The sequence below is a fragment of the Streptomyces sp. NPDC048644 genome, assembly GCF_043199105.1.
Taxonomy (GTDB): Bacteria; Actinomycetota; Actinomycetes; order Streptomycetales; family Streptomycetaceae; genus Streptomyces.
On the sequence record NZ_JBICVO010000010.1, the window covers coordinates 155,999 to 173,207 of the forward strand.

Here is a 17,209-nt window from a genome sequence, read left to right on the forward strand (position 1 = left end):
ACAACCCGGGGGGGAAATTGATGGTCAGCACGCCATGTTTATCGGCGAGTTGCGCCCCTCCTGAGGCCACCGCACCGCACGCAGCACCGGGCCAGGCCATGTAGCCCCTCTCCCGCACCGCTGATCCGCACCGGGACCGCCGTCGGCACTCCCGGGTGCCGCACCGTGCCCGCACACCGCGTCCCACGAAGGCAGGACCGCCACGAAGGCAGGACCGCCGCACGGGTCCTCGCCTGCCTCGTCCACCAGAACCGGCTGCCCGCAGGCAGCCGCAGCACCGGCCACCGGCTCGACGCAGCATGCCGAAAGCCGGCTTCCCACCGGGGCACTCGCCCCTGCCGGGCCCTCATCCCTTGCAGACCTCATGCTCGCCATGTACAGGAGTTAGCAGATCGTGGACGCAGTCGAAGCGAACGCCGAGAGCACCGACGCGACCGGAACCGAGCACCGCCTGCCGGTCACCGAGGCCCAGCGGGGCATCTGGCTCGCCCAGCAGGTGGAGGCGTCCGCGGGTGTCTACAACATCGGCGAGTGCCTCGAACTCCGCGGCGCCCTGGACGTGGACCTGCTGCGCCGGGCGATCCGTACCGCCGTGGCCGAGAGCGAGGCGTTCCGCACCACCGTCCGGGTCGACGGCGAGGAGATCGAGCAGGTCATCGCCGACGAGCCGGAAGCGGACCTGGAGATCGTCGACCTCTCCGCGGGGCCCGACCCGCTGGCGGCGGCCGAGGAGTGGATGCACCAGCACATCTGGGAGAACGACTACCGGGGGCAGAACTGCTCGACGGGCTTCGCCCTGCTGCACGTCGCCCCCGGGCACGCGCTGTTCTTCCTGCACGGCAGCCACCTGGTGATCGACGGCTACGGCGGCGTGCTGGTCGCGCGCCGGATCAGCCAGGTCTACACCGAACTGGCGCAGGGGAAGCCGGTGTCCGACGCCTGGTTCGGCCAGGTCGCCGGCATCGTGGCGGGTGACGTCGACTACCGCGCGTCGGACGCCTGGGAGCAGGACGCCGCCTTCTGGCACACCCACCTCGCCGACCGCCCCGAGGCCGTGACGCTCTCCGGGCAGCCCTCCCGCCTCGCGCCCCGTACCCGCATCGTCCGCCGGGATCTGGCGGACGAGGACGCGGCCGGCATCGTGCGCATCGCCGAGCAGTTGAAGGTGTCCACCACGACCGTCCTGCTGGCCCATGTCGCCCTGCTGCTGTGGAAATCGACGGGCCGCTACGACGTGCCCGTCGGGCTTCCGGTGACCGCGCGGGTGGGCGCCGCGTCGAAGCTGACCCCCGGCATGATGTCGAACATCCTGCCGCTGCGGCTGAGCGGACGGCCCGACCAGGACTTCGCGGCGCTGACGGCCGACGTCTCGGCCACCGTCAGGGCGTCGATGAGGCACCAGCGCTACCGCTACGAGTGGATGATCCACGACAGCCGCCGGGTCCACGGCAGGCAGGACCCGCTGTTCGGCGTCGGCGTCAACATCATGAACTTCAACTCGGAGCTGCAACTGGGCGACGTGGCGGCCGAGTTCCGTATGGTCAAGACCGGTCCGGTGCACGACGTCACCCTGAACCTCCGGATGGACCCCCGCCACGGCAGCCTCGTCGTCGAGATCGAGGGCGACGCCGAACGCCACGACGACGACGGGCTCAACACCCTGGCCGACCGCCTGGTGACGGTGATGCGGCAGGTGCGCGAGGCAGGCCCCGCGGGACGGGTGGGCGACCTCTCGCTGCTCTCCGACGACGAACACCACCGCGTGGTGACGGAGTTCAACGACACCCGCCACGACGTTCCCGCCCTGACGCTGCCCGCCCTCTTCACCGAGCAGGCCGCCGCCGCCCCGGACGCGCCCGCCGTCGTCTCCGGTGAACAGCGGCTGACCTACCGCGAGTTGGATGCGGCCACGGACACGCTGGCCAGGACCCTGCGCGCACAGGGCGTCGCGCCCGAGCAGTTCGCCGCGCTGTTCCTGCCCAGGTCGCCGGCGCTCGTGGTGGCGGCCCTGGCCGTGTCGAAGGCCGGCGGCGCCTACGTGCCGGTCGACCCCGAATACCCGGTCGAGCGCGTGCGGTACATGCTCGACGACGCGAGGCCGCCGGTGGTCCTCACCACCGAAGAACTCCGTCCTGCCGTGGCAGCCGCCCTGGGCGACGGCGCCCGGATACTCGTGCTCGACGAGCGGGGCACGCTGATATCCGGCGCCGATGCCGGTGCCCCGGCGCCCGCCACCGTGGCCGCCGCGCCCGGCCACCCCGCGTACATGATCTACACCTCAGGATCCACCGGGCAGCCGAAGGGCGTGGTCGTCACGCACGCCGCCCTGGTCAACCGCCTGCTGTGGACGCAGTCCGCCTACCGGCTCGACGCGACCGACCGGGTGCTCCAGAAGACCCCCGCGAGCTTCGACGTCTCGGTGTGGGAGCTGTTCTGGCCGCTGTGCGCCGGTGCGACGCTGGTACTCGCGGAGCCCGGCGGCCACCGCGACCCCGCCTACCTGGCGTCCGTCATCACCGGGCAGCGGATCACCGTCCTGCACTTCGTGCCGTCCATGCTCGACCTGTTCGTCCGCGAGGGCCTCGCCCGGTCCTGCGACAGCCTGCGTCTGGTGCTGTGCAGCGGCGAGGAGCTGACCCCGGCACTGCGCGACGGCCTGCTGGAACAGCTCGACGTCGACCTGCGCAACCTCTACGGACCCACCGAAGCCGCCATCGACGTCAGCGCGTCGGGACGGCTGCGCCCGACGGACCCGGCCGGTCCTGTGCCGATCGGCGGCCCGGTGTGGAACACCCAGCTGTACGTCCTGGACGCCGCGCTGAACCCGGTGCCGGTGGGTGTGGTGGGCGAGCTGTACCTCGCCGGCGCGCAGCTCGCGCGGGGCTACCGCGGCCGGGCCGGGCTGACCGCCTCCCGGTTCGTCGCCAACCCCTTCGACCCCACCGGCGGCCGGATGTACCGCACCGGCGACCAGGTGCGGTGGAACGACCGCGGTGAACTCCTCTACCTGGGCCGCGTCGACGACCAGGTGAAGGTCCGCGGGGTGCGCATCGAGCCCGGCGAGGTCCGGGCGGCCCTGCTCGCCCACGCCGACGTCGCGCAGGCGGCCGTCGTCGTGCGGGCGGACGGCGACGGGCAGAACCAGCTGGTGGGCTACGCGATCCTGCACGCCGGGTCGGAGGCCACCGGCGCGGGGCTCCGCGGCGAGCTGGCCCGCAGCCTGCCGGGACACCTGGTCCCCGCCCACATCGTGCTCACCGACGCGCTGCCGCTGACGCCGAACGGCAAGCTCGACCTGCGGGCGCTGCCCGCCCCCACCGCGACCGCGGCCCCTGCGGGACGCGCGCCCCGCGACCCCCGCGAGCGGCTGCTGTGCGAGCTGTTCGCCGAGGTGCTCAAGACGGACCGGGTCGGCATCGACGACTCGTTCTTCGACCTCGGCGGCCACTCCCTCAGCGCCACCCGTCTCACCAGCCGCATCCGTTCCGCACTCGGCCTGGAGGTGCCGGTGCGCGCGGTGTTCGACGCGCCCACCGTCGCCGAGCTGGCCGCCTGGATGGACAGCGACCACCCCGGCACCCGGCGCATCCCGGTGCGGCGCCACGAGCGCCCCGAGCAGGTGCCGCTGTCCTACGCGCAGAGCAGCCTGTGGTTCCTCCACCGGATGGAGGGCCCCTCGCCCACGTACAACATCCCGCTGATCCTGCGCCTGTCGGGCGCCCTCGACCGAGAGGCCCTGCGCGCGTCCTTCCAGGACATCGTCGACCGGCACGAGTCCCTGCGGACGCTCTTCGCCGTGGACGAGGCGGGCCACCCCCACCAGCGGATACTTGCCCCCGAGCAGGCGCAGGTGCCCTGGTCGGTGCAGCGGACCACGGAAGCGGAGCTGGACGGCCACCTGGAAACGGCCGCCTTCCACCTCTTCGACCTGGCCACCGCGCTCCCGCTGCGGGTGACCCTGTACGAGACGGCCGAGAACGAACACACCGTACTGATCCTGCTGCACCACATCGCCGCCGACGGCTGGTCCTTCACGCCGCTGGCGAGCGACCTGCTGACGGCGTACTCCAGCCGCGCCGCCGACGAGCCGCCGCAGTGGGCGCCGCTCCCGGTGCAGTACGCCGACTACGCCCTCTGGCAGCGCGCGCTGCTCGGCGACGAGAAGGACCCGGAAAGCCTCGGCCACCAGCAGCTCGACTACTGGACCCGGCGGCTCGGCGGCCTGCCCGACGTGGTGACACCGCCCACCGACCGGCCGCGCCCCGAGATCGCCTCGCACCAGGGCGACACCCTGGACTTCACCCTCGACGCCGAACTGGTCGGCCGGATACGGCAGTTGGCCGGCGCCCACGACGCGACGGTGTTCATGGTGCTCCAGGCGAGCCTCGCGGCGCTGCTGACCCGGGTGGGCGCGGGCCACGACATCCCCATCGGCTCACCCATCGCCGCCCGCACCGACGAGGCGCTCAACGACCTGGTGGGCTGCTTCGTCAACCTCCTCGTCCTGCGCGTCGACACGTCCGGCGCCCCCACCTTCGCGGACCTGCTCACCCAGGTCCGCCGCGACAGCCTGGCCGCCTACGCCCACCAGGACATGCCGTTCGAGCGCATCGTGGAGGCCCTCAGGCCGCAGCGGTCGACCGGCCACCACCCGCTGTTCCAGGTCTCCTTGGCCCTCCAGAACAACGAGTACCCGCGCATCGCCCTGCCCGGCGTGGAGGCCAACGGCCGCCCCATGTACATCGGGGTGTCCCGCTTCGACCTCGCCCTGAGCCTGCTGGAGCGGTCCGACAACGACGCCGACGGCACACCGGCCGCCATCGCGGGTGTCGCCGAGTTCGCCACCGACCTGTTCGACCGTGCCACCGTCGAGACGCTGATGGCACGGTGGACGCTGCTCCTGGAGCAGTTCGTCGCGGAGCCCGCCCGGCCGATCGGACAGGCACAGCTGCACTCCGCCGACGACCGTACGGAGCTGCCGGTCGACGCGGCCACCGCAGGCGACGACCGCGGCGCGGTCACCCTGCCGGTGCTCGTCGAGGACCGTGCGGCCCGCTCGCCCGAAGCCGTGGCGCTGGTCGCCGGGGCGGCGGACATCGGCTACCGGGAACTGAACGCCCGCGCCAACCGCCTGGCGCACACGCTCATCGCCCGCGGCATCGGCCCGGAGCACACGGTGGCAATCGCGCTGCCCCGCTCCGCCGACCGGATCGTCACCGTGCTGGCCGTGGCCAAGGCGGGAGCGGCCTTCCTCTCCGTCGACCCGGCGTACCCCGCCGAGCGCATCGCGTACATGCTCGGCGACGCAGGACCTGCGCTGCTGATCACGCACGACGCGCTCGCCGCCGACCTGCCGGTCACCCTCGACCAGCTCTTCCTCCTGGACACCGCGGCCCCCGAGTGGGACCGGGCGGGCGCGGGGCGCGACCACAACCCCACCGACGCCGACCGCGTCCGCCCGCTGCGTCCCGAGCACCCGGCGTACGTCATCTACACCTCGGGCTCCACCGGCACGCCCAAGGGCGTCGTGGTCCCCCACACCGGCATCGCAGGGCTGGTCGCCACCATGGCCGAGCGGTTCGCCATCGACGCCGATGCCCGGGTGCTCCAGTTCGCCTCGCCCAGCTTCGACGCGTCCGTCATGGAACTCCTCATGGCGCTCCCGAACGGCGCGGCGCTCGTCGTGCCGCAGGACGACACCGTCCTCGCAGGTGACACGCTCGCGTCCGTCGTCGCCGAGCAGCGGGTGTCGCTCGCCCTCATCCCGCCGACGCTCCTCGCAGGCGTCAAGCCCGAGGCGCTCAGCGGCCTGCGCACCCTCCTCGTCGGCGGCGAGGCGTGCCCCGCCGAACGCGCGGCCCGGTGGGCCGTGGACCGCCGCATGCTGAACGCGTACGGGCCGACCGAGGCCACCATCTGCGCCACCACCAGCGGCGAACTGTCCGGCTCCGGCATCCCCCCGATCGGCACCCCGGTGGCGGGCGCCCGCACCTACGTACTCGACGCCGGTCTTCGCCCCGTGCCGGAAGGCGTCGTGGGCGAGCTGTACCTCGCCGGGCCCGGCCTGGCCCGCGGGTACCACAACATGCCGGGCCTGACCGCCCAGCGCTTCGTGGCCTGCCCGTTCGGCGCCCCGGGTGAGCGGATGTACCGCACCGGAGACCTGGCGCGCTGGAACGCGGACGGCCAGTTGGTCTACGAGGGCCGCGTGGACGGGCAGTTGAAGCTGCGCGGCTTCCGCATCGAGGCGGGCGAGGTCGAGACGGCGCTGCTCGACCAGCCAGGCGTGGACCACGCCGTGGTCATGGTGCGCGAGGACCGCCCCGGCGACGTCCGGCTGGCCGCCTACGTGGTGCCAGGTGGCGAGACGGACGGCCCCGACGCCGAAGCCGTCGACGCGCTGCCCGAGCGCCTGCGTCGTGCGCTCCAGACCCGCCTGCCCGACTACATGGTGCCGTCGGCCGTGGTGGTGCTCGACGCCCTGCCGATGACCGTCAACGGCAAGCTCGACCGCCGTGCCCTGCCGGTCCCCGAAACCCGCGGCGGCGCCCTGTCCCGCGGCCCCCGGACGGTCCGCGAGGAACTCATCGCCGGACTGTTCGCGGAGGTCCTGGGCCTGCCCGCGGTCGGCATCGACGACGACTTCTTCACCCTGGGCGGCCACTCACTCCTGGCAACGCGCCTGGTCAGCCGGGTCCGCTCGGTCCTGGGCGTGCAGCTGGGCATCCGGGACATGTTCGCCGCGCCGACGGTGTCAGCGCTGGCCGCCCGGCTGGACGAGACGTCAGGCGTGGCCCGTCCGGCCCTGTCCCGGCAGGAACGCCCCGAGACCGTCCCGGTCTCCTACGCCCAGCGGCGCCTCTGGTTCCTCAACCAGTGGGAAGGCCGCTCGGCGACCTACAACATGCCCCTCGCCCTGCGCCTGACGGGCGCACTCGACGGCGAGGCACTGCGCGCCGCCTGGGACGACGTCCTGGCCCGCCACGAATCCCTGCGGACGGTCTTCACCGAACAGGACGGCGAACCCGTCCAGGTCGTCCTGCCCGTCGGCCGGGCGGCATCGGCCGCGCTGACGCAGGAGCGGATCGACGGCGACGTCGACGCGTGGGTCCGCGAGGTGGCCATGCGCGGCTTCGACCTCTCCGCCGACCTACCCGTCCGCGTGGTCCTTGGCACCGTGTCGGACACCGAGTCGGTCCTGGTGCTCGTGGTGCACCACATCGCGGGCGACGGCTGGTCCGTGGCACCCCTGGCCCGCGACCTCTCGCAGGCGTACGGGGAGCGCTGCGTCGGACGGACCCCGCAGTGGGACGAACTGCCGGTCCAGTACGTCGACTACACCCTCTGGCAGCGCGGCTTCCTCGGCTCCGCCGACGACTCCCACAGCGTCATCGGCCGCCAGACGGACTTCTGGCGCAAGGCCCTCGCCGGCGCCCCGGCCGAACTGGCGCTGCCGTGGGACCGCCCCCGCCCGGCGGAGGCGTCCCACCGCGGCGCCGTGGTCTCCTTCCACATCGGCGAAGACCTGCACCAGGCCGTGAAGGACCTGGCGTCCACCTGCGGCGTCACCGCCTTCATGGTGCTCCAGGCAGCGGTGGCCGTCACCCTTCAGGGCTTCGGCGCGGGCGACGACATCCCGCTCGGCACACCCGTAGCGGGCCGCACCGACGACAAGCTGAACGACCTCGTCGGCTTCTTCGTCAACACCCTCGTCCTGCGCACCGACCTCTCCGGCGCCCCGTCCTTCCGTGACGTGCTGGAACGCGTCAGGGAAGCGGACCTCGCCGCGTACGAGAACCAGGACGTCCCCTTCGAAGCCGTCGTGGAAGCCGTCAACCCGGCCCGCTCCACCCACCACCACCCGCTGTTCCAGGTCATGGTGGACCTCCAGAACAACGCAGGGCACCAGCTGTACCTCCCCGGCCTGGAGATCAACGCCGTCCCGACCGGCTGGGACATGGCCAAGTTCGACCTGGAGTTCTCCTTCTCCGAGGCGACGGTGTTCGCCGGCGGCCCCGAGGCCGGCGACGGCGGGAGCGGCCTGTCCGCCGACCTGTCCTACGCCGTGGACCTGTTCGACGCGACGACCGCACAGCGCATGGTCCAGGGCCTGGTCCAGGTACTCACCGCCGTGACGGCCGCCCCGGAAGCACCGGTCACGCACATCGAGGTGATCACTCCCGCCGAACGCGCCGACGTACTGACCGAACGCAACGCCACCGAGCGGCAGTTGCCCGCCACGACACTGCCCGCGCTCCTCGCCGAGCAGGCGGCACGCACCCCGCAGCACACCGCCGTCGTCTTCGACGGCAGGGAACTGTCCTACGCGGACCTCGACACCCGCTCCAACCGCCTGGCCCGCCATCTCATCGGCCAGGGCATCGGCCCCGAGGACCGCGTCGCCGTCGCGCTCCCCCGCTCCGAACACCTCATCACCGCCCTGCTCGCCGTCCTCAAGACCGGCGCGGCCTACCTCCCCATCGACCCCACCTACCCGCACACCCGCATCGCCCACATGCTGAGCGACGCACGCCCCGCCGCCCTCCTCACCGACCAGGAAACCCTGGCCACCCTGCCCGAGACCACAACTCCCGCCATCACCCCGGCAGTTGACACTCTCGGAGCGCTCCCGGCCGGCCCCCTCACCGACGCCGACCGCGTCCGCCCGCTCCGTCCCGAGCACCCGGCGTACGTCATCTACACCTCCGGCTCCACCGGAACCCCCAAGGGCACCACCGTCGAGCACCGGGCGGCAGGCAACTTCATCGCGGCCATCAGCCCCGCCTACGGCATCGCCGACGGCACCCGGCTGCTCGGCTTCGCCGCGGTCACCTTCGACGTGTCGGTCTTCGAGATCTTCACCGCGCTCACCTCGGGCGCCACGCTGGTCCTCGCCGCCGACGAGCAGCGCACCGACGCGCTCCGGCTCCAGCAGCTGCTGCGCGACGAAGAGGTGACCGTCGCCGAGCTGCCGCCCGCCGTCATGCCGCTGCTGGACCCTGCCCAACTCCCGGCGCTGCGCCCGGTGTCCGTCGGCGGCGAGGCACCGGCCGGGCGTCTGGTCGACGAGTGGGCGACGGCCGACCGGGAATTCTGGAACGGCTACGGCCCCACCGAGGCCGCCGTCGCCGTCACCCTGATGAACTGCCTCCCCCCGGCCGGCGACAGGACCCCGCCGATCGGCCGCCCGGTGGCCAACACCCGGGCATACGTCCTGGACGGCGCGCTGCGCGTGGTCCCCCCGGGCGTGACCGGCGAACTGTACATAGCGGGCGACCAGTTGGCCCGCGGCTACTTCGATCAGCCCGGCCTGACCGCCTCCCGCTTCGTCGCCGACCCCTTCGGCACACCCGGCGCCCGCATGTACCGCACCGGAGACCTCGTCCGCTGGAACACCGACGGCAACCTCGTCTACATCGGACGCGTCGACGACCAGGTCAAAATCCGCGGCTTCCGCATCGAACCGGGTGAGATCGAAGCGGTCCTCACACAGCACCCCGCCACCGCCCAGGTAGCCGTCATCCCCCGCGAAGACGGCCCCGGCGGCACCCACCTCGTCGCCTACACCACCCCCACCGACAGCGACCACGACCCCGCCCACCTCCCTGCTGAACTCCGCACCCACGCGGCCCAGCACCTGCCGGACTACATGGTTCCGTCGGCGGTGGTGGTACTGGACACCCTGCCGATGACCGCCAACGGCAAGCTCGACCGCAAGGCGTTGCCTGCCCCGGAATACCCCGGCAGCACGGCGGCGCGCACCCCGCGCACCGTCCGCGAGGAACTGCTCGCCGGGCTCTTCGCCGAGGTCCTGGACCTGCCCGCCGTCGGCATCGACGACGACTTCTTCGCCATGGGCGGCCACTCACTCCTGGCCACCCGCCTGATCAGCCGCATCCGCACCGTCCTCGGCGCGGAACCGGCCATCAGGGACCTGTTCGCCGCCCCGACCGTCGCCGCCCTCGCCACCCGCCTCGACGAGACCTCGGGCGTGGTGCGTCCGGCCCTGTCCCGGCAGGACCGCCCCGAGACGGTCCCGGTGTCGTACGCCCAGCGGCGCCTCTGGTTCCTCAACCAGTGGGAAGGCCGCTCGTCGACGTACAACATGCCGCTGGCGCTCCGCCTTTCGGGCCCGCTCGACGGCGAGGCACTGCGCGCCGCCTGGGGCGACGTCCTGGCCCGGCACGAATCGCTGCGGACGGTCTTCACCGAGCAGGACGGTGAACCCGCCCAGGTCGTCATCCCCGTCACGCAGGCCGCGTCGGCCGTACTGACGGAAGAAGCGGTGCGGGGCGAGTCGAGCGACTGGATCAACGGGGTCGTCAAGCGCGGCTTCGACGTGTCGGAGGATCTGCCCGTCCGGGTGGTGCGCGGCATCGTCTCGGAGACCGAGTCGATCCTCGTCATCGCCGTCCACCACATCGCGGGCGACGGCTGGTCCGTGGCCCCGCTGGCCCGCGACCTCTCGCAGGCGTACGAAGACCGCTGCGCCGGACGAGCCCCCCAGTGGGACGAACTCCCGGTCCAGTACATCGACTACACCCTCTGGCAACGCGACTTCCTCGGCTCCGCCGACGACCCCGACAGCGTCCTGCGCCACCAGACCGACTTCTGGCGCAAGGCCCTCACCGGCGCACCCACCGAACTCACCCTCCCCTGGGACCGCCCCCGCCCCGCCGAGGGCTCCCACCAGGGCGACGTGGTCCCCTTCCGCATCGGCGAAGACCTGCACCACGCCCTCACCGACCTGGCGTCGACCTGCGGCGTCACCGTCTTCATGGTGCTCCAGGCGGCCGTGGCCGTCACCCTTCAGGGCTTCGGCGCCGGCGACGACATCCCCGTCGGTACCCCCGTCGCGGGCCGCACCGACGACAAGCTGAACGACCTCGTCGGCTTCTTCGTCAACACCCTCGTCATGCGTACCGACCTCACCGGCAGCCCCACCTTCCACGAGGTGCTCAGGCGCGTCCGGGAAGCGGACCTCGCCGCGTACGAGAACCAGGACGTCCCCTTCGAGGTGGTCGTCGAGGCGATCAACCCGGCACGTTCGACCAACCACCACCCGCTGTTCCAGGTGATGGTGGACCTCCAGAACAACGCCGATGCCGACCTCCGGATGACGGATCTGGAGATCACGGAGGAAGCCCTCCGGCTCGATGCCGCCAAGTTCGACCTTCAGTTCTCGCTGACGGAGCGCGAGGGCGACCAGGGCGGCTGGCTGGCCGGTGACCTCTACTACGCGGTGGACCTGTTCGACGCGACGACCGCGCAGCGCCTGGTCCAGGGCCTGGTCCAGGTACTCACCGCCGTCACCACCACCCCGGAAGCACCGGTCACGCACATCGACGTGATCTCCCCCGCCGAACGCACCGGCCTGCTGGCCGACCACAACGCGACCGAGCGGCAGCTCCCTGGCGGTTCACTGCCCGGACTCTTCGCCGACCAGGCGGCACGCACCCCGCAGAACGTCGCCGTCGTCTTCGAGGAACGGGAGCTGACCTACGCCGACCTCGACACCCGCTCCAACCGCCTGGCCCACTACCTCATCGACCAGGGCGTGGGCCCCGAGGACCGCGTCGCCGTCGCACTCCCCCGCTCCGAACAGCTCATCGTCGCCCTGCTCGCCGTCCTCAAGACGGGCGCCGCCTACCTCCCCGTCGACCCCGCCTACCCCCAGGCCCGCATCGCCCACATGCTGAGCGACGCACGCCCCGCCGCCCTCCTCACCACCACCCACACCACACTCCCCGAGACCTCAACTCCCGTTCTCACACCGACGGTTGACGCTCTCGAAGCGTTCCACGCAACCCCCGTCACCGACGCCGACCGCGTCCGCCCCCTGCACCCCGGACACCCCGCCTACGTCATCTACACCTCCGGCTCCACCGGAACCCCCAAGGGCATCACGATGCCGTCCGCGGCGCTGGTGAACCTTCTCCAGTGGCACCACGCGGAGCTGCACCACACCGACGGCGGTCGCACCGCGCAGTTCACCGGCATCAGCTTCGACGTGTCCGTGCAGGAGATCCTGAGCGCCCTCCTTTCGGGCAAGGCGCTCTGCATCCCCGACGACGACATCCGCAAGGACGCCGGGGAGTTCGTCGAGTGGCTGGAGAAGACCGAGGTCAATGAGCTGCTGGCGCCGAACCTGATGGTGGAGGCGGTGAGTTCGGCGGCAGCCGAGTACGGCCGCACCCTGCCCGCGCTGACGGACGTCATGCAGGCCGGCGAGCGCCTCCAGCTCAACGAGCCGGTCCGCGGCTTCTTCCGCGAGACGCCGCGACGCCTGCACAACCACTACGGCCCGGCCGAAACGCACGTCGTCACCGCCCACTCGCTGCCGCACTCCGAGTCCGCCTGGCCGACGGACCCGCCGATCGGCCGCCCGGTGGCCAACACCCGGGCATACGTCCTGGACGGCGCGCTGCGCGTCGTGCCTCCGGGCGTGACCGGCGAACTGTACGTGGCCGGAGCCCAGTTGGCCCGCGGGTACCTGGGCCGGCCCGGCCTGACGGCTTCCCGCTTCGTCGCCGACCCCTTCGGCACGCCCGGCACTCGCATGTACCGCACCGGAGACCTCGTCCGCTGGAACACCGACGGCGACCTCGTCTACATCGGACGCGTCGACGACCAGGTCAAAATCCGCGGCTTCCGCATCGAGCCGGGTGAGATCGAAGCGGTACTCGCACAGCACCCCGCCACCAGCCAGGTAGCGGTCATCCCCCGCGAGGACGGACCGGGCGGCACCCACCTCGTCGCCTACATCACCCCGGCCGACGATCAGGACACCGCCCACCTTGCCGCTGAACTCCGTTCGCACGCAGGGCAGTTCCTCCCCGACTACATGGTCCCGTCGGCGGTAATGGTGCTGGACACCCTCCCGGTCACCCCCAACGGAAAACTCGACCGCCGCGCCCTCCCCGCCCCCCAATACCTCGACACCACGACGGCACGCACCCCGCGCACCGTCCGTGAAGAGATCCTGGCCGGGCTCTTCGCCGAGGTGCTGAAGCTGCCGTCGATCGGTATCGACGACGACTTCTTCGCCATGGGCGGCCACTCACTCCTGGCCACCCGCCTGATCAGCCGCATCCGCACCGTCCTCGGCGCAGAGCTGGCCATCAGGGACCTGTTCGCCGCACCCACCGTCGCCGCCCTCGCCACCCGCCTCGACGAGACCTCGGGTGTCGTCCGCCCGGCCCTGTCCCGGCAGGACCGCCCCGAGACGGTCCCGGTGTCGTACGCCCAGCGACGCCTCTGGTTCCTCAACCAGTGGGAAGGCCGCTCCGCCACCTACAACCTGCCCATCACCCTGCGCCTGACGGGCCCGCTCGACACCGAAGCGCTGCGCGCCGCCTGGAGCGACGTCCTGGCCCGGCACGAATCGCTGCGGACGGTCTTCACCGAGCACGACGGCGAACCCGCCCAGGTCGTCATCCCCGTCGACCGGGCAGCGGCGGCTGCGCTGACGCAGGAGCGCATCACCGGCGACGCCGACGCCTGGGCGCGCGACATCGCGGCGCACGGCTTCGACGTCACCACCGACCTGCCCGTCCGGGTGGCACTCGGCACCGTCTCGGACACCGAGTCGATCCTCGTCATCGCCGTCCACCACATCGCGGGCGACGGCTGGTCCGTGGCACCCCTGGCCCGCGACCTCACCCAGGCATACGAGCAGCGCTGCGCCGGAAACGCCCCCCAGTGGGACGAACTCCCGGTCCAGTACATCGACTACACCCTCTGGCAACGGAACTTCCTCGGCTCCGCCGACGACCCCGACAGCGTCCTGCGCCACCAGACCGACTTCTGGCGCAAGGCCCTCACCGGCGCACCCACCGAACTCACCCTCCCCTGGGACCGCCCCCGCCCGGCGGAGGCGTCCCACCGCGGCGCCACGGTCCCCTTCCACATCGACGAAGACCTGCACCACGCCCTCACCGACCTGGCCGCCCGGCACGGCGTGACGGTGTTCATGGTGCTGCAAGCGGCTCTGGCGGTGACCTTGCAGGGCTTCGGCGCGGGGGACGACATTCCCCTGGGCACCCCTATCGCGGGACGCACCGACGACAAGCTGAACGACCTCGTCGGCTTCTTCGTCAACACCCTCGTCCTGCGCACCGACCTCTCCGGGACGCCCACCTTCCGTGACGTGCTGGAACGCGTCAGGGAAGCGGACCTCGCGGCATACGAGAACCAGGACGTCCCCTTCGAAGCCGTCGTCGAGGCGATCAACCCGGCCCGTTCCACCCACCACCACCCGCTGTTCCAGGTGATGGTGGACCTCCAGAACAACGCCGATGCCGACCTCCGGATGACGGATCTCGACATCAGCGCGGTCCCGACGGACGTGGAGGTGGCCAAGTTCGACCTGCACTTCTCCTTCTCCGATGACCCGGCAGGCGCCGACGGCCACAGCGGGATGTCGGCCGACCTGTCCTACGCCGTGGACCTGTTCGACGCGACGACCGCACAGCGCCTGGTCCAGGGCCTGGTCCAGGTACTCACCGCCGTCACCACCACCCCGGAAGCACCGGTCGCCGGCATCGAGGTCATCACCCCCACCGAACGCGCCGACGTACTGACCGAACGCAACGCCACCGAGCGGCAGTTGCCCGCCACGACACTGCCCGCACTCCTCGCCGAGCAGGCGGCACGCACCCCGCAGCACACCGCCGTCGTCTTCGAGGAGCGAGAACTCACCTACGCGGAACTCGACGCCCGCTCCAACCGCCTGGCCCACTACCTCATCGGCCAGGGCGTGGGCCCGGAGGACCGCGTCGCCGTGGCGCTCCCCCGCTCCGAGCACCTCGTCGTCGCCCTGCTCGCCGTCCTCAAGGCAGGCGCCGCCTACCTCCCGATCGACATGTCCCACCCCGAGGCCCGCATCGCCCACATGCTGAGCGACGCACGGCCCGCCGGCCTGCTCACCGACGCCGGAACGCTGGCCGCCCTGCCCGAGACGGCCACCCCGGCGTTCCTGCCGACCGCCGATGACCTGGCCCGCTTCCCGGCCACCGGCGTCACCGACGGCGACCGCATCCGGCCGCTGCTCCCCAGGCACCCCGCCTACACCATCTACACCTCCGGCTCCACCGGAACCCCCAAGGGCGCGACCATCGAGCACGCCTCCTTGGTGAACCGCCTGCTGTGGATGCAGGACGCGTACGCGCTGTCCGCGCACGACCGCGTCCTCCAGAAGACACCGGCGACGTTCGACGTCTCCGTCTGGGAGTTCTTCCTGCCCGTGATCACCGGCGCCACCCTCGTGGTCGCCCGGCCTGACGGGCACCGCGATCCGAAGTACCTCGCCGAGCTGATCACCGCCGCCTCCGTCACCGTCCTGCACTTCGTCCCGTCGATGCTCGGGGTGTTCCTGGACGAGCCGGACGCCGCACGGTGCGAGAGCATCCGACTGGTGATCACCAGCGGCGAAGCCCTGTCACCCGACCTCGTGACGCGCGTGGGCAGCACACTCGATGCCCGCCTGCACAACCTCTACGGCCCGACCGAGGCCACCGTTGACGTCACCGCATCCGAGGCCCTGCCGGCCGAGACCACCGGCCCGGTCCCGATCGGCCGCCCGGTGTGGAACACACAGACATACGTCCTGGACGACGCGCTGCGCGTAGTACCTCCGGGCGTGACCGGCGAACTGTACATAGCAGGCGACCAGTTGGCCCGCGGCTACCTCGGCCGGCCCGGCCTGACCGCCTCCCGCTTCGTCGCCGACCCCTTCGGCCCCGCCGGCGCCCGCATGTACCGCACCGGAGACCTCGTCCACTGGAACACCGACGGCAACCTCGTCTACACCGGACGCGTCGACGACCAGGTCAAAATCCGCGGCTTCCGCATCGAACCCGGCGAAATCGAAGCCGTCCTCACACAACACCCCGCCACCGCCCAGGTAGCCGTCATCCCCCGCGAAGACGGCCCCGGCGGCACCCACCTCGTCGCCTACACCACCCCCACCGACAGCGACCACGACCCCGCCCATCTCGCAGCCGAACTCCGCTCACACGCAGGCCAGTTCCTCCCCGACTACATGATCCCGTCGGCGGTAATGGTGCTGGACACCCTCCCGGTCACCCCCAACGGCAAACTCGACCGCCGCGCCCTCCCCGCTCCGGAATACCCCGGCGGCGGTGCGGCGGCGCGCACCCCGCGCACCATCCGCGAGGAACTGCTCGCCGGACTCTTCGCCGAGGTCCTGGGCCTGCCCACCGTCGGCATCGACGACGACTTCTTCACCCTGGGCGGCCACTCACTCCTGGCAACGCGCCTGGTCAGCCGGGTGCGTGCGGCGCTCGGCGTGCAGTTGGGGATCCGGGACCTGTTCGCCGCGCCGACCGTCGCCGCGCTCGCGGACAGTCTGGGCGGCGAGGTCGGCGGCGAGTCGCTCGACGTCCTGCTCCCGCTGCGCGCGACCGGCGATGCGCCGCCACTGTTCTGCATCCACCCGGGATCGGGCGTGGGCTGGGTCTACTCCGGGCTGCTCCGGCACGTGGAATCCGACCGTCCGCTCTACGCCCTCCAGGCACGGGCGCTGGCAGGACCGGAACGGGAACTCCCGGGGAGCCTGACCGAAATCGCCCGCGATTACGTCGAGCAGATCCGCACGGTCCGGTCGAGCGGCCCGTACCACCTCCTGGGCTGGTCGTTCGGTGGCGTCCTCGCGCACATGATGGCCACCGAACTCCAGGCGCAGGGAGAGGAAGTCGCCTTCCTCGCGGTGCTCGACGCCTCGCCCGACCCCGTCGGCGCGGGCGAAGAGGACATGGCGGTGGATGAATCCCAAATCGTCCGCATGCTCACCGATTACTACGGTTACGACCGGCCCGAGTCCGCACAGGAAACGACCGCAGCCCCCGAGCCCGAAGCGGCGGACGGATACGACGGCGTTCTGCGCATGCTGGAAGGCTTCGAAATGGCCCGGGTGGCCGCGGTGATGAACAACTTCGCGCGCTTGTCGAGCGAAGTGTCCCTGGGTTCGTACACAGGGGATCTGACCCTCTTTGTCGCCACCGGCGGGGATTCCGAACCACTGGCACGGGAGGACCGGTGGGCGCACCACGTGGACGGTGCGCTCGACGTTTACGACATCGATTGTGCGCACGACGACATGATGAAGAGCGGCCCGGTCGACGAGATCGGCCCGGTCGTCGCGCGGAAGCTGATGGATTCACGCGAAGCGTGATGAGAAGGAGATACT

1 protein-coding gene is annotated in these 17,209 nt (G+C 71.7%); it reads left to right on the plus strand.

What is annotated here, in order from left to right; all coding sequences use genetic code 11:
- Positions 1 to 394: 394 nt before the first annotated feature.
- The gene (locus tag ACGFNI_RS23800; protein ID WP_393686640.1) at positions 395 to 17,194 is read left to right on the plus strand and encodes a non-ribosomal peptide synthase/polyketide synthase; all 16,800 of its coding nucleotides are present in this window, start codon (positions 395 to 397) and stop codon (positions 17,192 to 17,194) included.
- Positions 17,195 to 17,209 lie beyond the last annotated feature (15 nt).